Here is a 24938-nt window from a genome sequence, read left to right on the forward strand (position 1 = left end):
ATGCTTCAGTTGATTGCGTGTTTTTCGTGCGGGCTGTCGAGGGAGAAGGCGGGAATTTCCACATTGATGAATTCGCCGGAGGTGAGCTGCATCTGATAGGCGCCCGCCATGAAGCCGGACGACGTTTTCAGCGGGCAGCCAGATGTATAGCTGTAGGTATCACCCGGCTTGAGCGTGGGCTGCTCACCCACGACGCCCGCGCCGCGCACCTCCTGCACATGGCCCGTCGCATCGGTGATTTTCCAGTAGCGGGTGCGGAGCGTTACGGTCTCGCGGCCATGATTTTCAATGGTGATGGAATAGGCCCAGACATAATGGCCCTCATCCGGCTTCGACTGCCCGTCCAGATATTGCGGGCGGACGATGACCTTCACGCCCATGGTGACACGTTCATACATGGGAGCAGTCTAGCGCAAACCCCCAAGTTTTCCACAGCGAAGACACTTGCCAAGGCCAAGGCATTTCAGCCATGTGATGCCCATGGGGAACTCTCAGGACCGCCAGGGCATCTTGCCCGCCCGCACCATCGCCCGCTATTGCGAAGAGGGGCTGATCCGGCTTGCCCGGCCGGCCGACCCGGACCAGATCCAGCCCGCCAGCCTGGACCTGCGGCTTGGCAGCTGGGCTTACCGCGTGCGCGCCTCTTTCCTGCCGGGCAAACGCTCCACCGTGGCCGAGCGGGTGAAGGAACTGGCGCTGCACAGGATGCCATTGTCCGAAGGCGCCGTGCTGGAGACGGGCTGCGTCTATATCGTGCCGCTGCAGGAACAGCTGGCGCTGCCCCCGGGCGTGGCCGCTGCGGCCAACCCCAAGAGCTCCACCGGGCGGCTAGATATTTTCACCCGCGTCATCACCGATTATGCGCAGGAATTCGACACGGTGCCGGAGGGCTATGAAGGCCCGCTCTATGCCGAAATCTCACCCCGCACATTCCCCATCCTGGTGCGCGAAGGCTCACGCCTGTCACAGATCCGCTTCCGGCAGGGCGCATCGCTTGCAACCGACCAGCTGATCCGCACGCTGCATGAGAAGGAAGGGCTGATCTCCTTCGGAGAGGCCAACATCGACAATGGGCTCGCGCTCTCTGTTGACCTCTCGACTCTCGAGGCGCAGGGGCCCGTTGGGTTTCGCGCCAAGCGCCACGCTGGGCTGATTGACGTGGACGCAAAGGGCGCGCTTGACGTGCTCGACTATTGGGAGCCGATCTGGCAGCGCGGTTCCCTCGTGCTGGATCCGGACCAGTTCTATATTCTGGCCTCCAAGGAAGCTGTGCGCGTGCCCCCCGCCTTTGCGGCCGAGATGGTGCCGTTCAACCCGCTCGTCGGCGAATTCCGCGTGCATTACGCAGGCTTCTTCGACCCCGGCTTCGGCCACAGCTCCGGCCATGGCGAAGGGGCGCGCGCCGTTCTCGAAGTGCGCAGCCACGAGGTGCCCTTCATCCTCGAGGACGGCCAGATCATCGGGCGGCTGGTCTATGAGCCGCTGACGGAAGCGCCGGAGCTGGTTTATGGCCAGGGCATCGGCTCCAATTACCAGCGCCAGGGGCTGAAGCTCTCCAAGCACTTCAAGGCTTTCGATATCAAGAGCCGCTGAGGCGGAGAGGTCTTCCGGGAACACTCCGCCTCGTGATTTCTGCAAACGTTCAGGCCGCGGCTTCGCCAGGCCGTGCTCCCCATTTGATGAATGATGCAACTTTCAAGGGAATAGATTTGCGTTTGCCTGCGTAACCCCACTGCCGACGCTTGAAGCGGCAAACAACATCACGGGTAATGAGGACATCATGAATCGCAGACGACTGTTTCTGACGCTTGGCGCCGGCACTGCCGCAGTCTTCGCGTCCGCGCTTGCAGTCAAGATGACTCCGGCATGGGCGGACCGCAAGGGTTCGGATGACGGCAGTCATGAGAGTAACCACGAGAGCAATCACGAGAGCAATCATAGCTCCAGCGGCCACAGATCCGAAGACCACCGCTCCAGCAGTGACGTTTCGGGCCGCCGCCGCCGCCACACCGGCACTGACGACCCGGCGAACCATGATCTTGGCGACGACAGCAAAGTTGCTTCGGCCGATCGTTCAAAACCGCGTTCGGACTGTTCTGCTGGCACCAACTGCCATAAATAGGATTGGCCCAGGCGGAGCAGCGATGCTCCGCCGTTTCGCTGTTGGCAAGACATGCACACATGTTACTCTGTGCAGAAGTGCATCAAGGGCGGAACCAATACATGCGGCATCACACACTCGCGCCGGCGCTGCTGGCCGCCACTTTGCTCGGTGCGGCGGCCACTGTGCCTGCCCTGGCGCATGGCGAGCGTCTTTCGCGCATCGGCGCCAATCACCTGACGCCATCCGGCGCACCCGAAAGCTGGGGCACCTATTGCGTGACGGAGCTTGCGCCGCTGTTCCGCGAGGCCATTGCGCTCAATGACAGGCTGGCGCTGAACGAACAGATCTTCCGCGATTCCGTGGAAGGAGATGAGAGCGACGCAGGCCCCGAGAAGCCACTCGATTCGTCCAGGCCGCTGCTCGATCCGCTGCCGCCATCCCTGATGGACAAGCCGGCGCTGAGCACGCCGGGCATTACCGTGTTTACGGCAAAGCGCATCGTGACCATGGACCCCGGCTGGCCCGAAGGCACGGCCGTTGCGGTGAAGGACGGGCGCATTCTCTCCGTGGGCAGCCTTGCCGATCTCGATCCCTGGCTGAAGCGCTTCCCCTACACCATCGACGACCGCTTCAAGGACAAGGTCATCTACCCCGGCTTCGTTGAAGCCCACGGGCACCCGGTGATGGGTGCGATTGCGGTGAGCCGCCCGCCCCTGAGCTTTTTTCCTCTGCGCAACCCCTATGGAAAAGATTTCCCGGGGGTGAGGACGCCGGAAGAGGCGATGGCGGCGCTCGAGAGGTATGTGGCGGCGGCGAAATCGCCGACTGAAACCATCATGACCTGGGGCTATGACGTGGTGGCGATGGGTGGCCGCTTCCTCACACGCGAAGAGCTGGACAAGATTTCGACGACCAACCCCATTCTCGTCTGGGATGCATCCGAGCATTATGTGTTCGCGAATTCGGCGGCCATCGCCTACGCGAATGTGACCGAGGATCAGCTGGCCAGCACCGTCGGCGCCGGGCGCAACGCGGACGGCAGTTCCAATGGGCAGTTCCTCGGCACGGAGGCGGCAAAGCTTGTGATGCTGAAACCCCTCTCCGATGTGCTGACCCCGCGCGAAGGCTTGAAGGCGCTGCGCTATCTGGGGGCACTGATGCAGCAGGCGGGCGTGACCACGACAGGCGACCTGTTTTACGGCGGCGTGAACCTCAAGCTCGAGCAGGAGCTGGTTCAGGCCTATTTCGGGCGGCCCGGCGCGATTGCGCGGGTGGTTCATGTGGTTGATGGCGTCACTTTTCAGGAAACTTACGGAAAGGATGCCGTCAGCCAGGCCATCAAGCTTCGTGCCGAGAGCAACGAGCATGAGATGTTCAATGGCGTGAAGTTCTTTGCGGACGATGCCTTCGTGAGCCTCGGCATGCAGCTGCAGTGGCCCTCCTACATCGATGCGGAGCGCTACAAGGGACTGTTCATGTTCCATTCGAAGCAGGAGTTCGTCGACACCATGCGGCCCTGGTGGAATGCGGGTTTTCAGATTCACGTGCATTCCAATGGCTCGGGCGGCAATCAGGTGACGCTCGATGCGCTGGCGGAGCTGCAGGCGGAGAAGCCGCGCTTCGATCACCGCTTCTCGTTTGAGCATTTCGGCATTTCCTCCACGGCGCAGGCACGGCAGCTGAAGGCGCTGGGCGCACTCGTCAGCACCAATCCCTATTATGTGTCGCAGCGGGCGGACCTCAACGCCGACCAGATCGGCACCGACCGCGCGTCTCTCGCCGCACGCATGCAGTCCCTTATCGACCAGGACATCGTGGTGGCGCTGCACTCGGATACGCCCGTGGGCGTTCCGAGCCCGCTGATGGAAGTGTGGACTGCGGTCAACCGCATCGGCGAGCTGTCCTCCAAGGTTCATGCGCCGCATGAGCGCGTGGTCGATGTTGACCAGGCGATGCGCATGGTGACGATCGATGCGGCCTATGCGCTGGGCGTCAATGACCGGATCGGCAGCATCGAAGCCGGTAAATTCGCCGATTTCGCGGTGCTGGAGACCGACCCGCGCGATGTGGCGCCCATGAAGATCAAGGATATCGGCGTGGTGGCAACGATCGTCGACGGACAGGTGACGCTGACCAGCCAAACCCGGACGCCTGACTGGCAGACGGATTGAGCCCCTTGCCGCCCCGCCCCGCCTCCGCTAATCTTTCCCGCATTGCGGGCGTAGTTCAGTGGTAGAACGGCAGCTTCCCAAGCTGCATGTCGTGAGTTCGATTCTCATCGCCCGCTCCAACACTTAGCTGATCATCCGGAAATTCAGGTAAGCACCGGGTAAGCACGGCATGAGATCATCGCAACTTCCGCACAAGTCGAAGCCGCCCTGAATTGGTCGACTGCGCATTGTTCAAGCGCCGATGACAATACACGATGGGAGTACTGAGTGAATGTTCAGGCGGCCAGGGGCGGGCTCTCGTTCAACTCGTTTGCCATGCCAGATGCCGCGATCCAGTCCGCCCAGGCGAACAAAAATCGGCGGAAGTCGGTTTCGCTGACGCGCGATACATGCAGACCGATGATCTTCTGGGTGTTCCGCTCTTTCCTTGCGCTCACAAAGCCCAGCATTTCGGCGTGCCTGTCACCCATCCGACCCTGACTGTCGAGATAGACGATGCCGCCATGCGCCAGAGCGTTACGGACGTGCCGCATCATGAAATCGGCCGGGGTCTGGCTTGCGGTCGCACGGGCATCGTCGCTAGAGAGAGCATCAAAGTGTTGAGCAGCATCCCAGACAGCGACATTGAACGGCGGGACGTCGCGAATCAGCCGCCAATCGATGCCTTGGGCGAATGGCGCATCGGCAAACCGTAACTTGCCGTCCAGTATGCGGACAACCTCCTCCTTCAAGCCTTCGTTCAGCGAACTGTCATCGGCAACAAGATCACCTTCCTTGGCCTTGAAGATGCGTTCAATGGGAAGGCCTATCATGGGCGCCGCCATGGCTAGCAGGAAAGTAGTGGTCAGAGGACCGCCGTGTAAGTAATCACCCCCAAGTCCACTTTGGACGAGGGGTTCCAACCGTTCAATTAGCGTTCGGCACCGGGCGACAATGTCGAGGCTGTAGTGTGCCGGTCGGCCCATCAGCATTTCCTTTAGATACGGACTAACTCTCGTTGTTTGACCTGAAGATGCGTGAATCATACTACGAATGCACCAATTGCGCCAAGTGATAGCCGAGAACCCAGAAGAATGGACGAAGCTCCTCGCAAAGACGACGCATGCGGTGCCTTCGAACGTCACGCATCAAACCATTGTGTCCCCCCCCCACGACCCTCCCAGCGTGTTCGCGGACTCAGCTGATCGAAGATGTGAGGTCACCTAACTTCCCTGTAAAGTGACTGAGGTAGGCAGATTACTTCAAGTAGGGGGATGGGCATGGATGAAAAGTCGGACGAACCGGACCTCCAACAACAGAAAGCTATAAACTTCGGACAAGGCATTGCTCTCGTGAAGGCGGCAGCAGGCAGTGGCAAGACACGGGTTCTCGAGAGGCGAATATCGCAACTTCTCAACTCCAAGGTTCACCCAAGCGAGATTCTCGTCCTCTCGCACACGAAAAAGGCAGCGGATGAGATCAGAACCCGAATCGCCAACCCCTCGGCTCAGGAAATAGTCGTCGGCACGATCCACTCGCTGTGTCACCGAATACTGCGGCAGTACCCAACGAAGTCCGGCTTACCGAAAAGCTTTACGGTGGCCACACCCGCTGTCTCGAGCGAGCTCGCAAAGGAAATCTGCGTGGCGATGAAGAGTGATGGTTACGCGGCGATCCCGAAGGCAGGGCATTTGCTGGCGGCGTTGAGTTTCAGTCGCAATACCGGATGCAACTTCGCGGAGGAGATGAACAAGCTGCACCCGGGGCGGGCCCGCTCAAGTACCGTCCTGAAAGAATTTGCGCAACGTTACCGGCGGATGAAGCATGAGAGTGGGCTAGTCGATTTCGATGATCTTCTCAGCCTCGCAGTGAAGTTGCTCAAACAACACAAAGGTGTGCGTGGCAGTCTCCAGCAGCAGCACCGGCACATTATGGTTGACGAGTTCCAGGACATCAATGGAATGCAACTCCGACTCATCAAGCTGCTGTTCGGTTCTCCGGCCAAGGCGGTTGATCGGAGCCTTATGGTAGTCGGCGATCCAGGGCAGAGCATCTACGGATTTCGGGGTGCGCGGTTCGAAAATTGGGAATCGATCCAATCGGCACCAGGCGTCGTTTCATTCGAACTGGGCACCAACCATCGGTCCAGCCCCAAAATCGTGGCGGTTGGAAATGTGTTCGACGACCGCACCCTGACCAAGCGTTCTCCAGCGAAGGCCTCCAAGGATGCACCGAAATCCAAGAAACCAAGGCTAACCGCTTATCCCAGTGCTGACGCCGAAATCGAGGATATCTGTGACCTTATCGAGCAGCACTTCGCCGAGGGCATTCCCCTAGCCGATCAGGCCATCCTCTGCCGCACGTCAAACTACTTTGTGGCACTCAAGTCCGCGCTGGTCGAAAGAGAGATTGAAGTTCACCAGGTCGGAGGGAAAAGGACCAAATCGGACGCAATCGTCGAAAATGTCACAGCAGTTTTTCGTGTTGCCGCAAACCGCAAAGACACCCTCGCCCTTCGACAACTGCTGCAGGTGATCCCCGGAATCGGCAAGAAGCGCGCAGAGCTAATCACGAAGAAGGCATCAACGGCTCCAACCCGTAAGGATTTTCATGGAATAATCCGTGACGAAATCACCTCCCGACATCCCGACGCTGCCAAACTCGCTGTTGCGCTTAAGACAGCCAGAAAGGCCAACGATCTAGGTAGGGCTGTCGAGAACGTCCTAGAAACAATGGGAGCCTTCGTCCTTAAGAGAAAGTTATCGCCGGAACAGGTGAAGGAAATCACGCGGCAGTTGGAAGCACTGCAGGCTCAGGCAAGCGCATCTGCCGACCTCCCCGAATTCGTAGCCATCCTAGCCCTCGAGCAGCAGAACGAGCGTGCCGATACCGCAACCGACCGTCTGACCCTCAGCACGATCCACGGTGCCAAGGGTCTGGAATGGGATGTCGTCTACCTTCCCCGGCTTCAAGAGAATCAGGTTCCGCACGCCAGGAGCCAGTCTCCCGATGACATTGCCGAGGAGCGCAGGATGCTTTATGTGGCGGTTACCAGGGCAAGGCAGCATCTCTATATGTCGTATATCCGCCCAGAACATGAAGACATCGGGACAGGCACCTCAGGCCCGTCCCGCTTCCTAAGTCTACCGGGTCTCGCAGCAAAAGTCCGAAGACAGCCTCGCCAATAGTTACTAATGGTTCGGCCTCCGACTGCCGCCCGCCGTCTCAACTGCCCTCTGAACGATTTCCAGTCCAAGGCCGGACCCCATGCATAGCTCCGGCTTTGTTATTCTTCCGTAGAAATGCAAAAGATAAGTCTGCTGAGGGGCGTACATACGCTCGCGCCTCATCTTCCTATCCTTCCCCCAGTCAATAAGGCGATAGGTGCAACGCGGATCCTTGCACATGTATCCAAGCCAACCACGCAGATTCAGAACAGTGGTGATCTTGTAGACCTTGGAACCTCCGCGTCCCCCATTGGGGTCTTTCAAGCGTCTCTTCACCGCCGCCTCGATCTTGGCCTTCTCTCCAAAAACGATAGCGTGATGATGAGGCAGCCCACTGAACTTTGCGTCATGGGGACCGGAGGCTTCATTTCTCGGCTCGCGAACCAACGAAAAATCGAAAATCGCAAGGAACGAGAAGCCGCTCAGTAGACGCCTAAACTCGCGTCGCGCATCCTTCTCGACCAACTTCAACTCTTCACCCGCATTCTCTTCTTCACAGCTGACGCCAATCGGGGTGGGCACCTCCAGATCGGGGTGATAGACCGTCACGGCATAGCACTCTTCGTCAACTGCCAGCTCCTGAAAGGCGCGGAAAAGGTGCCCCGCGAACAGCTTCTTCGCGTACGGATTCGTGGCCAAGAGATGCTTGCCTGCACTCCGTCCAAACCTCTCCATGACAGATGCCAACTCGCGTTCGGAAGGTTCTCGGCCCTCAATCTCCCCAAATAGCTTCTCGAGGGCGTACTCTATGCGTCGATGCTGCTCCGCTACGCCTGGTGTAGGGTTTCTTGCAGTATCTTCATCACCTGCCTCCCATGCCTTCAGCTTTGGGCTGTGGTCGACATCAATCTGCTTCTCTAAGATCTCAGCGATCCTACTCATCTCTATGTTCCTGTTTCTGCTGTTTGATGATTTCATTGATCGCCAACTCGAAATTAGGCATTGCGAAATGTCTTCAAAGTTGGCGCGAAGGCCCTGAACGAAGCCTGAGATCGATGTTTTTGATGAAAAGTACTAGGTAACATAAGGGGGGCTGGTCCACCCCCCCTTTGCGAATTCAACGAAATCAGGCATTGAAGAGTCTTTAGAGAGTCTTCAATGCCTCTTTCCACTTGCAATTGGCGATCGACAGTTTGACCGAGATTGTGCCGTGTTTAGAGGCTCGGAATCCAATCAAAATAAGTTTTGGCGTTCTCTCCTTCACGGCCAGATCACCAAGCAGTCTCATGGTATTGCACACCTCGACCATCCACTCGTCTGCCGTGCTGGAAACCTGCACACCCTTCCTAGATCCGAATGAAACAACATCGCCGATGGATGCAACAGGGTGTTCATTCTCAAAAACTCGCTTCCGTGGGCCTTGCTCTAGGTCCGCTGAAACTGTTGTCAACCCAACTTCGTGCTGTGCAGGAGTTTCAAACTTTTTTGACTTACTCTTAGCTTTTGACAACAACGGCCGCTCACCAGCTCCTGACTTGATTTTTCGTCTCTTAGCGACACCAATATAGATCTTCTCAATTCCACCGTTGTCCTTCACAAATGCGATTAACTCCGATGGGACTATGTTTTGTTCGAACGCGCAGTCGAAAACAGCAGCGTACTTGCTAGCCATTTGACGGGAAACGCCCATAATATTCCGGACCACACAGTTAACTAGCTTTGCGCTCGTTTTCCACTCCCGGAGGTCCGTCATGTGGCGCTTCAGAGCATTTCGGACGAAGCGATCACACATTGCCTTGGCCAATAGCTCATAGACATGGCTAAGAGCCTCGAGGTATCGCCTATTGCCGCGCGCGACATTCTTTTTCACTAAATCTAAGAGTTCCTCGACTTCCTGATTGCTTAGTTGAGCGATGGCACGAATATTGCTCTTAGACTCGGGGGATATGTCTTCATATTCAAATGTATCGTAACGAGACATTTATGTGTCCTTCCAGGTTATAGTGTTTTCAATTGGTGAGAGGTTTAGGCAGGTATTGAGCCGCTCTCCGGATGGCGGGGGGATGCCGCTCGACAACCCCCGCCCAATAGGTGGGAGGACTAGTGGACAGCGCCCGTGGGAAGGAACATGTGGAGTTCCTCGAAGGCGAGCACCTCCGCGAGCCGATAGCGGACGGATCGGCCGATTTTTACGAAAGGCACTCCGCAGCGGTTCCCGCGGTCAGCCTGCAACTTCTTTACGGAGACCTGCCAGCGCTCAGCGAGCTGACTTTCCGTAAGAAAAATCAGGCCGGCAGCAACAGCCGTTGCGCGGTCGTTCTTAGCGATTTTTTGGGTGATGTTCTGCATGATCTTCTCCTGTGTCTTGATGACCAGGTGAAGATGATGGGTTTGGCGCACCTATCGCAGCCTCAAAATGCTGGTGAATCGGATCATTCTCATCTTGACCCTGTTAGATCGAAATTATCCCCCCTGCGCGTCCCTTGGGCCGTACATCGATTCCAGCTCATAAAAGTTCTTTGTTCTTCTCTTTTCTGGCAGCAATACTGTGGGGAGCTCTGCTGGGAAACGAAGAAATTTCTTGTTGGACAGAGAGGCCTTGTCAACGAGTCTGAGCAGCGTCAGCTGAGCGGTTTTGGCCAGGCCTAGAAGGCGCAGCAAGCATTCCGGATTTTCTGCCAAGAGGTCCTGGAAACGTTCAACAGAATCGCAACTCTCTCCGCAGAGGCCGCGAATGTCCAGATTGGCTTCCCAAATGGCCCACGACAACGGAAGGTCGGTGGCGTAATCTCTCCAGAGACCCTTCCAGGAGGACACACTCCATTGCCCCCCAAATTCTTTGTGTTCCCTTGCGGCCGCAATCGCCTTGGTGAGGCTGGGACGAGAATTGTGACTCTTGCGTTCCGTCTTCTCCAAATCGATCAGTTCGTCTATTATAGCGGTCCCAATTGTGGCGGACTCCATTACTTCAAAAAGATTATCCCAGAAGGGAAAGTAGTTCGTGAGAAGCTGCATCCCTCGAGTGGCATTTTCTAGAGAAAGAACATTCGCCAGAAGGTACGACTTTGATTCTGATATTCTTTCGTGGGACACAAGACATTTGCCTGAGTCTAAATACCCCAACACTCTGGAAGCCGATAGAAGATACACAAGGTTCGTTGCCTCCGCATCTCCATCGAATAATTCATGTGATAGAAGCCGCCAGAATTCGACGTAGCGCTCGAATGAGTAGTTCTCTGCTCGCATTTCAATAATGCAGTGTAACGAAGCAGTTGGGTCTAGCCTCTTTGTGAAGAAGTCTCCATCCTTCTTGCCGGTGGCCTTTTTCATTCCAACCCTGCCCCATTGCTGCCTCGTTGTTCTGTACTCCGACCTTCAGCGGTTGATCAAGCCAACTACTCGTGAATTTTTTGGATAGTCCACGGTAATTTTCGACTTTTCACCATTGTACAACGCAGTAGGGGGAAGCTGGTAAAGAGCTCATAGGTCCAAGACAATGCGCGGCGCGGAATAGCGGCGTTTCTCCAGTTCGCATCCAAAATCCGCTTGAGTGACTGCCGGAGCCGATGAAGTCATCCATCCGGAAGACCGCACGGCACCGGGCACTCTTCATTGGCAAGGGAGGGATGTTTGAGCGAACCTCCGTCGCATTTGCCGAGATTGCGAATAACTACTGCGCCCATCGCCACACTCCCACAGATCGCTCCCCCGGCGCTGAACCTCAGCGGCTCCCTGAATGTACTAGTTTGGAAGATGAGAGTCGGACTTAGGAAGTTCATTGCCGGCCCTGGAGAGAGAGAAAGAGAACTGGTATTTCACGGAAGTCCGCAACGATCGGCGATAGAGAAGTGATTGAATAGGTACTTTGTCATTTCGGATTCAACTCAGCCGTACGAGTGGATTCGGCCGCAAATCATGTCCGCTACTATCATTTTAAAAGCGCCCACGAAGTGGGCGATCGCAAAGAAGTGGGTTGCCAAGGCAAAATCAGTATTGTTGGCGAATTTTATTACTTCTTCGACGATCTCGAAGCTGTAGATCTTGCGAGGGGCTCCAAGGTCTCCTCACGGGCACTATCATCGCCTTCGTCACGCCCTCGTAAGCGGGTGGCGAACGATGTGCCGCCTAGGGAATGACGTTCTCCACCACAGGTGTTGCGGGTTCCCTTCTCCACCGCATCGCCAAAGCATCTCCTAGTATCTGCCGAACTCAAGCGCGCTCAGTCCTATCCCCTCGAACGCAACTGCCAGAATTATTCCGCGATGCCAGGCCGCGTGGTGTGGCCCTACCCGGCGGAACACGACAGCCCAACCAAGTGCCGCAAATGTCACCAGGAGGATGGCAAACACAGCAAATCCGAAAATCCAACCGTGCACCTGCCCTCCATAGAGCGCAGGCAAAGCGGCAAGAATTCCGTGGCCAGACGTGCGGTATTTAACGGCCGCTAAGTCTTCATTGCCCCTCTCAACCGGTTGCTGATGCAGCTTTCCCGCAGATCACAGTTGGCAGCACACGCAATGAGCCCGCGCTCCGGTTATTCACTGGCGGTATCTCCGGCAGACACCACCGCAGCATCCTTCTCCGCCTGCTTTGCCAGCTTGTTTGCTGCCCTCTTAATACGACTTTGGGCTTCTTTGACCTTGTCGCCTTCCAGGACTTCTCGCTTCAGTACCTCGTTGCACAGCAGTTCTTGGATCTGTTCGGGGCTGACCTTCAGGTCCGGGAAATGCCGCCTCAGGTCTCGACGGATGAGTGCGGAGACCCCCTCAGAGAGGACATACTGCGCGACCATGAATTTGTTCACCAGCTGAGATCGCTGGTGGAAAGAGTTCAACACGTCCCCTGAGGTACCTTCCCGTGCCAGAAGATAGAGAATCTGTAAGTCGTCCTGCCGCTGCGCGCTGATAGCCCCGAGGTTGAAGCGGGCGACCTCCTCCTTGTCGATAGGCTGGCCAAATATGACTTTATGGAGCTGCCAATCCACCCCATTTGTAAGAACGAGCCACTCGATCCCTTGGTTGGCGCCATAGTTCAACGCCTGCCGGAGGTGATTGTCGTTTAGGTCCAAAGCGGCGGCCTTAACTTCCACAAGAAAACGGATTTTTCCGTCAACCCGAATGGCTAGGTCACAGAATGTGCCTCGGATTTGATGTTCGCTAGTCAACTCGGCGTATTTGTCATAGCCAAAGATATCGGCGAGAATGTCCTTAACGACTGTGACCGTGTCCGCTTCGGACACGTCTCGTTTCCGCTGCGCTTCGGTTATGTGCTGGTATTGCTTGAGTGATTTTGCCACCCGCTCAACAAATCGCTTTGGTAGTTTCTCCATTGTCTCCCCCATTGTTGCACGAACTCTGCCCTAAGGTCCGGTTGACATCAATGGGTAAGGTCGGAGGTTGATCGCTCTTTCCCCTATCGGCTGCGTGGCTGCCGGCGCTCCGGGGCATTGCTGCATTGCCGAACGACTGCTGCATGGCGGGAATCGCGGGGGGCAGCTGGGCTTGGTAACAGGGCGCGAAGCTTTACCCTCTCTACACTTGCCTAATAGATAGCACGACCGAACTCTCGTATGCCCACGCCACCTGTTTGGTGCTCAATTCCACTATCTTTATGACTGAGTCCTATGAGCTAACAATCTACTCAAGTCCTGTGAGCTACTTCACGCCGAATTCGTTCATCGAAGAGATCAAAACCCTCGAAGCTCGCATTGAGCAGAACAGGGAGTTCGTTGCCGTCCAGGACGAGAGCATCGGGGTCAGGAACAGCCCAGCCATGAGAGTTGCTTCCGACGTATCGATCTTCGATTGCATAAAGAAATGCAGAATGGCCAGCGCGGCGATGCGGTATGTCCAGCGATGTAGTCGCTTCCACCATCTGCCGAGGCGACTGATCGATGTGTCCGTGGAGGTGGATGCGAGCACTGCAAGGCCGCTGAGCGCCGCAAAGCCGATTGTGAGATAGGCGCGATGGATGATCTCGCTGCCCGAGAAGACGAGGTCGAATTTGACGCTCGCCAGGTAGAGAGCGAGATGCACGCCCGCCCAAAGGAAGGTGCCGACGCCGAACATGCGCCTCCCCAACGCCAACTTATTCCAGCGAATGAGGCGCCGCATCGGCGTGAGCGAGCGTCACCAGCAGGAAGCACACCGACCACTATCCAGAGACATGGATTGCTTCTGTGAATGCCAGCGGCCCCAGATCATGCGTCAGCGCCCGCCACAGCAGCCATAGGGCCGGAGCGAGAAGGACAACCAGTGCAAAAGCTTTGAGAGCAGAGAAGCGGCCCGCGCGGTCATGGATTAGGATCATGGGACCGACATTCTCACCGACAAGTAAGCCAGTCACCTCACCTTTAATCACGGTAGCGGGAACACGCGGAAGAGCGACCTTCTTCGGTCACGTCATCAGCCAACCACGCGGCGGCGAGAGAGAGGGTTGGCCATCATTCGCCCGGCCAAACGATCGAGCACCCTGACCCCTCAATCGTCCGACGCCATCGCCTTGACAATCAGCCGCGGCCTCCAAGGGTGGCGGGACGAAGACGTCGGGAGCGCCGCTGAATTCCAACCAGTCAAGTCCCAAAAGCAACAAGGCTTCACGTAGAACTGCGACGCTGCCCTTTCTCACCAAATTGCTGATCGACTTCTGCACCTCTTGCAACGTCGAAATGCACTGTCTTTACAAGCTCGGCACCCGGCTCAAGAGCCCGTTGTACTGTCATTTCACTGCCAGATTTCTTCAACATTTCCTTCAATTGCGAGAAGTCGGAACACCAAGCCACCTCTTGGTCACGATCACGAGAGCTACTGCGCGGCATTTGTGGCGCGTCGGACCCAACCAGTCGCACCTGCAACCGGGAAGCATCCTGCGGGGCACCCAGTTCTACTCCGTAATCCACTGTTCCCACCTTACGGACTATCACTCGGCCATCTCGCACCCAGGCAGCAACCATGCCTTCTCTTACCTCGTATCCTAGAGAAGCCAGACCCGCGAGAACAGCTCTTCTCCTCGCGTCGGCAGCTATGGCAGCTAACTCATCTCGAATGACGCTTTGCCCCCGTTCCAACGCCTGTTCATAACGCTCAACTTGCCCATCTTGCACTGCTTCCAGCAAATCGTCGGCAAACTGAAGGGCAGACGAAGTGCCCAATGCACGCAGTTCAGATGACAACTCGCGCAATCGAGACGCAGCAAGTGCATTCTTCCGCGCGCGCTGAGCGGCATTTGATGCCTCCAACACCAAAGAGTCCACCTGCGGATCGATCGATGCTGCTGGCGCTTTTAAAATGGCCTCCGTCCGCTTCCTGAAATCTCGCACCTCCTCCGGCGAACAGAACACCTCAACCGAGGCTAAAGCTGCATCCAGTCTCTTCTCTGCGGCACTTGGAACACGATTATCATTGAGCCATTCCTCCAAGCTAACGCCATTAGACGGATCTTGAAGGCGCAAAGCCAACTCCCGCCCCTTCTCTGAAGTGCCTGCGGAACCTGTTGCCTCAGAACGAGCACTCTTCATTCCCTCAGAAACAATCTTGCGCAGAGCCTGAATATCATCGCTACTAGCCGCTACGGCCAGGCTCATAACCGCCCGAAGTTCTCCAGACACGGCGATTCCTTGCCTTTCCAACACAAGAATAACCGACTTTGCAGACTCTATGAGGTGTCGCCGCCGTTTCTGGAGTATCTCAGCCGCAGTAAGAGCTTCTCGAGATAGTCGTTCCGCCTCAGATCTCATAAACGTCGACGAAAGAGGCGCCTGCTTTTGCACTTCCAAATACTGGCCGGCTCTCAACAGAATTCGCAACTGCTCGAGACTACTATGAATGTCAGAGGCGGCTTTATCGTTCCAGGTTCCCATGCGTTCATGCATGCGCCGCAGTTCTTCCGCTGCTGCCTCAGCGCCTCCTATCGCCTGACGACAGAGGGCTTCAACTTCTTCTCGTGTAACAATCCTAACAACTTTTGGTCCTGACATGTCCCCTCCTCAGCCCAGCGCAGATCGCAAAGAAGTCCGCAAGCGCTCTCGCTCATGAGTAGGTCTATGATACCACGCAGTTGACGAAACCCGGTGTACTACAGGGATTGCCTTGCTCAACACTCGAGGCCTCCAGATTTCTCTGGCTCGCGCCTTTGAGAGCAGAGGGTGCCTGGGCGCGTCGCACTCTATGCCAAAGCCGAACAACCCTGTTCGTCTGTCCTCAATGGCAAAGTCCATACCGAATGCATCATCTTCGGACGACGCTACTGGCTCATAACCTAACTCTCGCACAAACTCCGCAACAGACGCCTTGAAGCTGTCGTCACTAACGGAGCGGGCAGGCTTTTGCCCTGACATTCGGCCACCGGACCTGACAGAGACACCTCGAGCACCTTCCAAATCTCCACTGCTCATTCTCTCGGCATATTGCAAATACGCCTGTAGGTAATCCCGCGGCTTGTTAGGCATGCGCCCACTTGTCGCCCAGTCAGACACATCACCAATTGGCATTGATGTCACCAAAACGACTTTCTCTCTGGCGCGCGTAACCGCGACGTTCAACCTACGTTCACCGCCAGTTTGCCCAAGAACTCCAAAAAACCTTCTGAATGTACCATGTTTGTCCCGACCAAATGTCGTCGAAAACACAATAATATCGCGCTCATCGCCTTGCACATTCTCGACATTCTTGACGAAGAACCCCATGTCTTCCCCAGACTGCACTCGATCGCGCTCCCGACTAAACGATCGCAAGAATGCAGAATCTTCCTCTGCGCGCTTTTCTACGAGTTCTTCAATAAGATCCGCCTGTTTGCGATTGAATGTAACAATTCCGACGCTCGGGGGTTGCGCGTCTCGTGACCACAAATCGGAAAGCCAGGTTACGACAGCTGACGCTTCGCCTTCGTTAGTCTGATCTTCGTAGACGCCATCCACTCTGAGAACCTCAATCGGTCGCGCTCTCCTAACCTCATTATCAGGGTGCCTAGCTGGCACGCTCAACTCACCTTTGTAGAACGCTGAATTTGAATAGCCGATCAACTCTCGGTATCGTGATCGATAGTGTATTTGCAGCATTGCAGAAGGAAATACACCTCGAGCGAGCTGCAACAGATCTGGACAGTCCTTCACTTCCCGTCGATTCCACTTGTCTTCTTGAGCCGCTCGCTCAGCCTCGGTTGCCCCATCATCAAACGACTCGATGTCTGCGATGTCCTCATCATCGTCCTCCAAACGTCCAGAGAAGAAGTTAGAGGGCGGCATTTGCTTTTCGTCACCTGCTACAAATGCCCTTGAAGACCGGAATAGCGAAGGCACGGCATGCTCAACGGGCATCTGGGATGCCTCGTCAAAAATGACGAGGTCGAAGAGCGCCTTCTTCAGTGGGAGTATACGGCTCGCAACATCTGGGTTCATCAGCCAAACGGGCCTAAGATGCATAAGTCCAATATCCTTACCCTGATCCAAGATTTCCCGAAGACGCCGAGCTCGTGGTCCTCTCAATCTGGTAATGTCGTCCCAAGCGTTTGCACTACCAATTTTTCCCGGGTCTATGTCTCTGCGTAGAAGGCTTCTATTTAAGTCGCGCATTTCGTCATCGAGCGATGCTAGCAAAAGGACCTTTCGTGATATCTCATCATGCTCAATCAAAAGATCAGGATTAGACGTTTCCATCTCGCCCTTCCAAGCTAGGCAGCCTTCCCGACGTACTGTTGCACGCATGACATGCGATAGCTTTGTCCCTTCAAATCCGCGAAGATCGACCTCCCTCTCTCTAAGAATGCTCAACGCTTTGAGTGTAACCGGAGCCAGATGGGTCGTTCTGGTCCTGAACCTCTGGTAAGCTTCAAGGGTCTCCAGTCTTGATATGAGGCCATCCAGCAATAGTGTGTTTGATCGATTGTTATATATCTGATTGATACAATTCTCGGTTGTCCCAGGCTCGATCCAAGCCTCAAGTGGTTCAATTGACTGCCTACTTGTTACGCGAGCCTCAAAGCGAACAAGTGCCCCTTTCATGCGCTCGAAGAGATTCTTAAATGAAGCCTCTTGACCCGACAGACCCGCTGCGACTGCCTCGGCCTTGAAGGGACAATTCTGAACTGCTTCCGAGGCCACGGAAACCGGGATGAGGACGTCAAGTATCTCCGATACATCATGCTTTAGGTCATCAATTGCAGGAGCTGTTTGATAGCCCTCCGATCCGAACAGCCGTCGTACAGCCTCCATTGACCGTCTTATCGGCCGCAGATCCAACTCCAGCTGTGCTGCCTTGAGAAGAGCCTCCATCTGAGGCGCCCTATCCACTTCTCCACAACTCTCCAATGCCGTTCGGGTGCGACGACGGGCCGACCAACGACCTGGGTTTAACCGAGCAAAGAGTGAGGCCTTTTGCAGGGTTCGCTTTGCGTCTGCACACAGTTGGATTAGCTGGTCATCCGTCTCCTTCACTAGGAACCCGTACAGAGTCTCTACGTGATCCCTTCGCTCCAGAGAATTGAGCTGATTTTTTGCCAACTTGACAGCATTGATGGCGACAAGTCCCCGAGGCAGACTTTCACCGTTCATGAACAATTGGAGCCACTCTGCGATGCCCTGCCTTACGGCCTCCGGCATTTTCTCTAGCAGCTGGCCTTCCTTGGAGAGCCATTCCTTGCTGGGCGTCGGATCATCTACTTCTAGAGCGCCGTCCGTGTAGGACAGTATCGCCTCGCGGTTCTTCTCTGCGGCGTGAAATGCTGCAATAGCCCTCACGAACACTTCTTTGACAGCCGCATCCGCCGCGAAAGGCTTAAGCACGCTAAGTGGACTGCTCTCGTATGAGGCGGCCAGCCAAAGATTGCCAACCGCCGATACCTCTTCTTCTAATCCCGACAACTCAGTCGGTGACAAGTCCACTAGAACGCCTCTTAGTCCGGGTGCGTTTACATACTTTTGGGTGTCTATGCCAATCAGCTCGGACACCACTGTACGATAATGCAGCCCTGTCCGCGGATGGGGACTGTAGATTGACTGATGCTGTCTATCGATCTCGGCTTCAAGCTTTTCGATTCTTGCAGCTACGTCCTCCCGCCTGCGGCGGAGTGCTGTGAGGTCCGATTGTTGCCCCCCATGGACGCTAGATATCTGATCACGGAGACTCTTTAGAATAGTCTCTCGGTCACGGTTTGCATCCGAGACCATAAAGACCCGTTCCTCCAACTTTTCAGCTGCGAGGCGCTTATGAACTACCTTGAGCGCTGCCTGCTTCTGGCAAATTACGAGAACGGATTCTCCTCGCCCAACTGCATCTGACACGACATTTACAATCGTTTGGCTCTTACCTGTTCCAGGCGGCCCCTCAACAAGCAATCCCACCGAAGCTCTCGCCTGCTGAACAGCGGCGCTTTGAGAGGGATCGCTTTCAGCGACCGTAAAATTTTCCGTCTCTGGTCTGTTTTGCGTCTTCTCAGAGGAGGGCGGCTCACTTGAGACCCTGATCGCCGCTTCAAGTGCCGAGCCAGCTGGCGGCATTCTCGTCATCTGTCGCAAGTCCTCCGCCAGAGACTGCCCCGTAAACTCAGCATTAAAAATCGCGGCGGCGGCTATTAACTCCGCCGAGCCAATTGCGACCTTCTTATCTTTTGAAGGTAATTTCCCCAGCGTTCTGGCATTGGAAATAACAAACGTGGCGAATGTATCAAGAACGTCCGCGACTTTGATTGCAGATCGACCCAGCAATTCATCTCTTGCAGCTCTCCACTTCTGGAACTCCTGGGCTCCAATGATGCTTTCCAATGCGGGGTTGAGCCGCACCTCCTCTCGCTCACGATCAAACGCCATGCTCACTACTGACGAACCCGGTGGAAAGTCGATAACGACTGGCCACAGCAACACCGGCGTTAGCCTGGGGCGTGCCTCTGAACTCCCATCTGCTTTGGCTTCTCTCTTTGACAAGAACGGGAAGCCCAACGTGCGCCCATCAAGACCGGTGTCTCTCCTGAAGGTCGCCGCATGGTTTATGAGTCGACGGAGCCGGCCTTCTCGACCTTCTTCAGCCATATATCCGGCGGGATCCAACTGAACGGGCACCTCAGTTCTGGTGAGTACATGATTTAGTATTGCCTCGGCTGGTCGGAGACCGGTTCCCAACTCCATGAGATCGAGCCTTGGCGTCGTCTTGCCGATAGAGAATCGCGCTAATGGGCCTCTGGAGACGGCGCCCGACACCCGCTTCTCGAAATGCGAAAGAAGTGTCGACACGTACTGCTGCTTAGGCGGCTCCAACCATTGCGGGGTCGGCACTGAGAGTAGAACCGCAGCGCGGGGCAATGCCATACGGCGTTCGAGCCGAAATGTATCCGCCCACTCGTCAATTCGCTCGACGCCGCAGCGCGCAAAATTCGCTATCCTTGCCTCGACCAGATTAAATATCTCCCGCCGGGAGGTGGTAAATAGAGAGCTTGTGTCGTCTGACTTCAATTCAATCTGAAGCCGCCCCGCTAACTCCTCCGCCGAGGATACTAACTGACCTAGTGGTGTAAACTGCTCAACACTGGCTCCAAGAAGAACAATCAGATCTTCGTCTGATATGCGACTTCTTTCCATAATTGATGCCAGTCCGGCATGCGGTGTGTCGGGATACACCTGCCTTAGAGACTCTCGTTCTGCCTCAAGATTTGCCCGTGACGTTGCGAGAAGAAGAATTCTTAACCTCTCCTCGTCCAATTGCACTTCCAGTAACTTGGCTCTCTCTCTGACAGTCTCCGAGCGAGCACCTAGGCGCACAATCCATGCTTCACGCTGCATCCGTTCCAGATGCCGCGTTAGAGAACCTTTGATGACCTCGTAAGCAGTATCAGGATTCGCAAGAAGCCACGCAGGCGTAACGATTTCTCCTCTCATTACGAGAGGGAGAGAGGGATTGAGAGCCATCAACGATACCGCATGGCGAAAATCCTCTCTCAGGCTTTCGTCCTGAGAAATGCGACGAACCTCAGCAATTACTTTGGTATCTGCATTCTGCTCATCCAGCCAAGTGGTGACAGATCCTCGAAGGACTAGCTCTCTCGCTTGATCCCAGTTGGCTTCCTCAGCTGCTGCCAACGCGAACGTTTCAGGGCGGTTGTAGCTACGACCGTTCAACCCCAGGGATGGACCGGACGCCCCAGAGGACACTTTTGGTGCATCAGCAGTTAAATCGAAATCGCCCGCTAGCCATGCCCTCACTTCACTTGTTGACCAACGCCTAAGCGGATCGCGGGTGAGCAACCCATTCAGAAGAACCTTAAGCTCTGGCTCGACCTCTTCCGGAATATCCACACCTCGGGTAACCACATGTAACCGAAAGGCCCTATCATTGACGCCGTTGAAACATTGACCTGATGTTGCCTGCTCAAGGAGGATCATTCCAAGAGACCACCAATCAGATGCGGCACTCACGGCTCCTACTATTGCTTCGGGAGCGGAGTAGCGCGTTAGCTCGAGGGGGGCGATGGCCTCTAGATCAAAATCGGATAACCTGGCTGATCCAAAGCCGGTGATCACAAGATCAAGAGGATCGAGCGTTCGGTACTCAATGTTTGTTGGATTGAGATCGCGATGGCGGAGGCCCACTTCTGAGAAGCTAGCCAAAGCCCGACCCAACTCATCTACAATGCGCCGAATGCGATCGGGCGCTTCCGAGCCCGCAAAAGGGAGATCTCCGAGCCGTCCACCTGCTATTTGTTCAGTGACCTCATATGCCCGCCCTTGATAACGCCCGGTTTCAATTAACTCCGGTATATGATCGAGTGGCATGCGCTTGAGAACATCATGCACCGCTGGATCGGGCTCCGAACCCAGTCGATATAGCGTAAGAAGAGCTTGCCTGGTACTATCAGATGCGTCAAAACGCTCGAATGGCAGATCGGCCGGCAGGTCTGGGTGTCGACGCCGTAGCTCCCACTGTCCTATCCTAGTTGGGCCATCGAAAGTTACTGTGGTCTCTACCTGGGTGACTGATTCTGTGGTGGCCGCGTTTGCCTCTTGCTCGACCGCATCCGCGCCACAAATCATGCAAATTTGGTCGCCCAGCGCCATTGAGTGGCCAGAAGTGCACCGGCGGTCCACCTTCGTTTGGCTCTTGCTGGCAGCCGATTTTGCGGAAACACTTAGGTCTAATATTTCTACGTCGGCCAAGGGCCAACTGCAGACAGATCCATTGAAATTGTTCTCACAGAGCAGCTCAGTAATCGGCCTCTCCGATCCACAATTGGGGCAATGTCGAATAAGTTGGCCCGAATTCATAAGCGCCTCTTTGTATCTTCGGTAGTCAGGGCGCGATGTCCTGCTACTTCCAGAAGATCCTTAAGTCGAGTTAGGTCATCGCGCCTTGGAATACCGGCAAGAAAGACTTCGCCACTTTCATCGTCAAACAAGATGTCAATGCGTTGCGCAACTTGAGCTTCGCTCACAGCGGCCTCTGAGAACCGCTTGTTCCCGAGTTCCGTGAGCCTGAATAGACGCTGGTTGTCACTTCCGCGAAGTCCGATGGTCTGCGGCGCAGAAAGAAGGAAGGGGTCACTGATAATTGCGTCAATTAGCCCGTCAAAACGTGACAGCGGCAAACTTTCCAAGGGATGACCCGAATAGACGAGAACATCACCAGAATGAATGAGTCGTATTTGGGCTAAGAGATTCAAAAGAGCGTCCGGTTGATCAAACGGCTCCCCTCCCGAAATAGTTACGCCGTCAGCGTTGCTCGCCCAAGGAGACACAATACGTAAAACTTCTTCAACAGTAGTTTTCCCGCGATTAAGATCCCATGTATCCAGAGAGATACATCCAACACATCTTATGGAGCAGCCTTGAAACCAGATACCTATGCGGTTACCCGGCCCGAGAGTGGTAACCGGGAAGTGAACGCGAGATAAGTGCAAGACATTGGCTTCCATCAAGCAGAACTCTTCACTCCAGTCAGCGCTAGCTCCGTGACGCCTGCGCTACTCGAAGACAACCGATCAATACGATGATTTGTGCCTCGCTCCGCCCGAGTATCGAAAAGTGCGCGTGCTAAGGGATTTATTAGGTGCAACTCAACCTTGTTGCGTATGCCGCGACCTCCATTTGAGAGATCAGACAAACAGAGCTCCTTCAGGGTTGTTCGAGCCGAAGTAGAAATTTCAATTTCGATTCCTTGGGAGTGAAAAATGTCTTGAGTGACGGAACGCAGCATTCCGTCAAATATTTCTTCAGCAATCGCACCCCTTATGAAGTCAAAAACGAGAATGTTGTCGCCAATCCGGTTTAGAATTTCCGGCCGGTTCAGCGCTATTTTGAAATGTCTCTCAATTTCTGTTTTAACTCGCCGCCGAACCTCATCATAGGAATCAGAACTGCTGACATTGGCAACACGAGTACCGTCAGGTTCGGAGCGATAAATTCCAAGGTTCGAAGTAAAGATTATGAACGTCTCAGAGAAGTAAACACGATCCCCTCGACCTGAGGTTAGGACTCCATCATCTAGGACTTGAAGAAACTTATCTAGTATTCGGGGGTGAGCCTTCTCGATTTCATCAAACAGAAGAACGCAGAATGGCTTTTCGCGAATGGCGTTTGTGAGCTCTCCACCGACGTCGTATCCAACGTAGCCAGGAGGCGCGCCGATAAGCCTTTGATCAGAGTGTTCCGCCGAGAACTCTGACATGTCAAATCGCACATACGCAGACTCGTCTCCGAAGAGGAGGCTGGTAAGTGACTTCGCAAGTTCTGTTTTTCCCACACCCGTAGGACCAGCCAAGAACGCAACTCCGCGAGGGCGACTGCCGCGGCGTGATGCTCCGACACCTGTTACAGCTCGCTTGGTAATGTCGAGGACGTGAGTTATTGCCAGATCCTGACCTTTTACCCGATTTCGTAGGTATGCCTCTCCGGCCTGGATCTTATCTCGATCTATTCTTGTCCAAGGATCCTCGGTCACTCCAACTTTATAGCGGCGAACCGCATCTGCTACTCTCGAGAGATCCAGACCCTCCGATCGTCCTAACTGAGCGATCGATGCCATGTCCGCGAGCAGGAGGCCTTCTGTTTGATCTACTAGTGACCGTAGGGCTTCCTCCCGCTTCTCCGGCGTCGCACTTGAGGCGCCCTCCAATGTTCGGATGAGAGCAGCAGCTAGATGCCTGCGAACCTTGTTGTCGGGCTTAGATACCGGGATGTGTCGTAGCTTGGGATTGTCGATAACAAGCCAATCCGGGAGATCGCCTTCCTTGTCCACTACCCAAATGACTGAGTTAAAGAATGGGCGGGGGGGACTGCCGTGAGGACGGGCCCTGGCTTGCTGAGAAAGGACCAATGCCCGACTGAAGGTGTGATGCTCACCCGGTGACAGCGTTTCACTACGCACGATTAGCCTGGAAGCGAAATCAGCGATTAGAGCAAGGGGTGCTCCGGCATTCCAGTTTACTATCCGGGGTAGGACTTCACCAAAGAGTTCCAAGCCTGCAGGGCAACTTCCATCAGGCCCCACGGTGAGACCAAGTTGTTGAAGTAGTTCGCTATTTGTGGCCGACGTCTCCCCCAAAGATTGAGCGACACGAAAACCCGTGATTGGATCATAGGTGACGATTTGGCCGTAACCATATGCTCTAAGTTCGCTCGCAACAGCCGACGACAGGCTGACTGGGGCAATCTTTCCCGCCAAAAGTTCAGATAGCTGCAGATCCCTAATGTTTCCGGACAATAGGAATTGTGATTTTAACGGTAGAAAGCGGAGTAAATCACGTAGCCAACGTGGACGCTCGAATTGCTCGGCTACCTCCAAATCCACCTCCCAAACCAACGATGTTTGGCATACTACACAAGACTTTGGATGGTAGAATACATCTTTATAGAGTTCTTGGCTGGCGCAAAGCCTCGGTACCCTCAGTACGATATCCTCTATTCATTAGGCTAGGTTAATTGGTACGGCGCCTGGCGGCGGATTGGCCTTGATGTCTTTAGACCCAACTTTCATCCTAGACCCTTTGCCAACCGGACCTGCGGAAACGTGATTTGTAATCCCATCAGGTTACGAAAGCGCCGCGCACAAAAGTTCGGAGGCTCAATAGATTTAACCACCTGATCCAACACAATATTTTTCGACCGCACTGATTCAACCGAAGTCCGGTCGGAATGAGACGGAAGCGCCTCTGAGACCGTCCCTCTGCCTTCCGGCGATCTCAGAAGTACGGGCGCCCCTGCCAAACCCTTGTGAAACCAAGAGGAATTGTGGAGCTCATGGGGGCTATGTGGGAGCTCGCACCGGTAAAGTGGCGGAGCGAGAAGGATTCGAACCCGCGGAACGGTCGCAGGTATTGGTTTTCGAAAGCTGCGCGCGAAAATGGGGGCTGCGCCATACTGTTGGAGAAAGTCTGAGGCCTAAACACAAGGGAAGAAACCGTCCAGTGGCAATACTCAGCAAAGGCCACATTGAGCCAAATTCCCGCTACCTCCAGTTCAACTGGACCATGCCCCGACCCGCCGGGTCCGCCTCGCGCAAGACTCTGGTGAATGGGGAAATGTGGTCCCACTAGGCCACG

Annotated in this window: 16 protein-coding genes and 1 tRNA gene; 5 read left to right on the top strand and 12 right to left on the bottom strand. The window is 55.2% G+C overall.

Translation table 11 applies throughout. The annotated features are described in order from the left end of the window. Positions 1 to 5: 5 nt before the first annotated feature. The gene (gene apaG, locus ACO06F_RS09900) at positions 6 to 398 is read right to left on the bottom strand and encodes a Co2+/Mg2+ efflux protein ApaG (protein WP_421696515.1); all 393 of its coding nucleotides are present in this window, start codon (positions 396 to 398) and stop codon (positions 6 to 8) included. 76 nt (positions 399 to 474) lie between these two features. Here apaG and ACO06F_RS09905 point away from each other — a divergent pair, with 76 nt between their 5' ends. From ACO06F_RS09905 to ACO06F_RS09920, 4 genes are all read left to right on the top strand, one after another. Continuing rightward, the gene (locus tag ACO06F_RS09905) at positions 475 to 1593 is read left to right on the top strand and encodes a 2'-deoxycytidine 5'-triphosphate deaminase (protein WP_421696516.1); all 1119 of its coding nucleotides are present in this window, start codon (positions 475 to 477) and stop codon (positions 1591 to 1593) included. A 187-nt stretch (positions 1594 to 1780) separates the two neighbouring features. Next, positions 1781 to 2122, top strand: a complete 342-nt coding sequence (locus ACO06F_RS09910) for a hypothetical protein (RefSeq protein ID WP_421696517.1) — start codon at positions 1781 to 1783, stop codon at positions 2120 to 2122. 101 nt (positions 2123 to 2223) lie between these two features. Further along, the gene (locus tag ACO06F_RS09915; protein ID WP_421696518.1) at positions 2224 to 4275 is read left to right on the top strand and encodes an amidohydrolase; all 2052 of its coding nucleotides are present in this window, start codon (positions 2224 to 2226) and stop codon (positions 4273 to 4275) included. Between the two features lie 44 nt (positions 4276 to 4319). Continuing rightward, positions 4320 to 4394 (top strand) — tRNA-Gly (locus ACO06F_RS09920). 156 nt (positions 4395 to 4550) lie between these two features. Here the strand turns inward: ACO06F_RS09920 and ACO06F_RS09925 are convergent. After that, a complete protein-coding gene (locus ACO06F_RS09925) occupies positions 4551 to 5087 on the bottom strand; it encodes a hypothetical protein (protein WP_421696519.1) in 537 nt (178 codons plus the stop codon). Positions 5088 to 5534: 447 nt separating this feature from the next. On the opposite strand from ACO06F_RS09925, the gene ACO06F_RS09930 reads away from it, so the two are divergent. Beyond that, positions 5535 to 7442 (top strand): ATP-dependent helicase, encoded by a 1908-nt coding sequence (locus ACO06F_RS09930; protein WP_421696520.1) that lies wholly within the window; start codon positions 5535 to 5537, stop codon positions 7440 to 7442. 3 nt (positions 7443 to 7445) lie between these two features. Here ACO06F_RS09930 and ACO06F_RS09935 read toward each other — a convergent pair whose 3' ends face one another. The 10 genes from ACO06F_RS09935 to ACO06F_RS09980 form a co-directional block, all read right to left on the bottom strand. After that, positions 7446 to 8399: a hypothetical protein gene (locus ACO06F_RS09935; protein ID WP_421696521.1), complete on the bottom strand. Its 954-nt coding sequence runs from the start codon at positions 8397 to 8399 to the stop codon at positions 7446 to 7448. A gap of 166 nt (positions 8400 to 8565) precedes the next feature. Then, positions 8566 to 9402 (bottom strand): hypothetical protein, encoded by an 837-nt coding sequence (locus ACO06F_RS09940; protein ID WP_421696522.1) that lies wholly within the window; start codon positions 9400 to 9402, stop codon positions 8566 to 8568. Positions 9403 to 9521: 119 nt separating this feature from the next. Further along, positions 9522 to 9770: a hypothetical protein gene (locus tag ACO06F_RS09945; protein ID WP_421696523.1), complete on the bottom strand. Its 249-nt coding sequence runs from the start codon at positions 9768 to 9770 to the stop codon at positions 9522 to 9524. Between the two features lie 114 nt (positions 9771 to 9884). Further along, positions 9885 to 10751 (bottom strand): hypothetical protein, encoded by an 867-nt coding sequence (locus ACO06F_RS09950; protein ID WP_421696524.1) that lies wholly within the window; start codon positions 10749 to 10751, stop codon positions 9885 to 9887. Positions 10752 to 11955: 1204 nt separating this feature from the next. Beyond that, positions 11956 to 12750, bottom strand: a complete 795-nt coding sequence (locus ACO06F_RS09955; RefSeq protein WP_421696525.1) for a type I restriction enzyme HsdR N-terminal domain-containing protein — start codon at positions 12748 to 12750, stop codon at positions 11956 to 11958. Between the two features lie 325 nt (positions 12751 to 13075). Beyond that, complete coding sequence (locus tag ACO06F_RS09960) at positions 13076 to 13489, bottom strand: ferric reductase-like transmembrane domain-containing protein (RefSeq protein WP_421696526.1); 414 nt, start codon at positions 13487 to 13489, stop codon at positions 13076 to 13078. Positions 13490 to 14016: 527 nt separating this feature from the next. After that, complete coding sequence (locus tag ACO06F_RS09965) at positions 14017 to 15396, bottom strand: hypothetical protein (protein WP_421696527.1); 1380 nt, start codon at positions 15394 to 15396, stop codon at positions 14017 to 14019. Positions 15397 to 15405: 9 nt separating this feature from the next. Beyond that, the gene (locus ACO06F_RS09970) at positions 15406 to 21177 is read right to left on the bottom strand and encodes an AAA domain-containing protein (protein WP_421696528.1); all 5772 of its coding nucleotides are present in this window, start codon (positions 21175 to 21177) and stop codon (positions 15406 to 15408) included. Between the two features lie 485 nt (positions 21178 to 21662). Next, complete coding sequence (locus ACO06F_RS09975; protein WP_421696529.1) at positions 21663 to 22313, bottom strand: 4Fe-4S single cluster domain-containing protein; 651 nt, start codon at positions 22311 to 22313, stop codon at positions 21663 to 21665. Next, positions 22313 to 23635, bottom strand: coding sequence for an AAA family ATPase (locus tag ACO06F_RS09980; protein WP_421696530.1), 1323 nt, complete (start codon positions 23633 to 23635; stop codon positions 22313 to 22315). Before ACO06F_RS09980 ends, ACO06F_RS09975 begins: the two co-directional genes overlap by 1 nt. Positions 23636 to 24938 lie beyond the last annotated feature (1303 nt).

Origin of the sequence: Aestuariivirga sp. (assembly GCF_965227715.1) — a bacterium.
Lineage (GTDB): Bacteria > Pseudomonadota > Alphaproteobacteria > Rhizobiales > Aestuariivirgaceae > Aestuariivirga.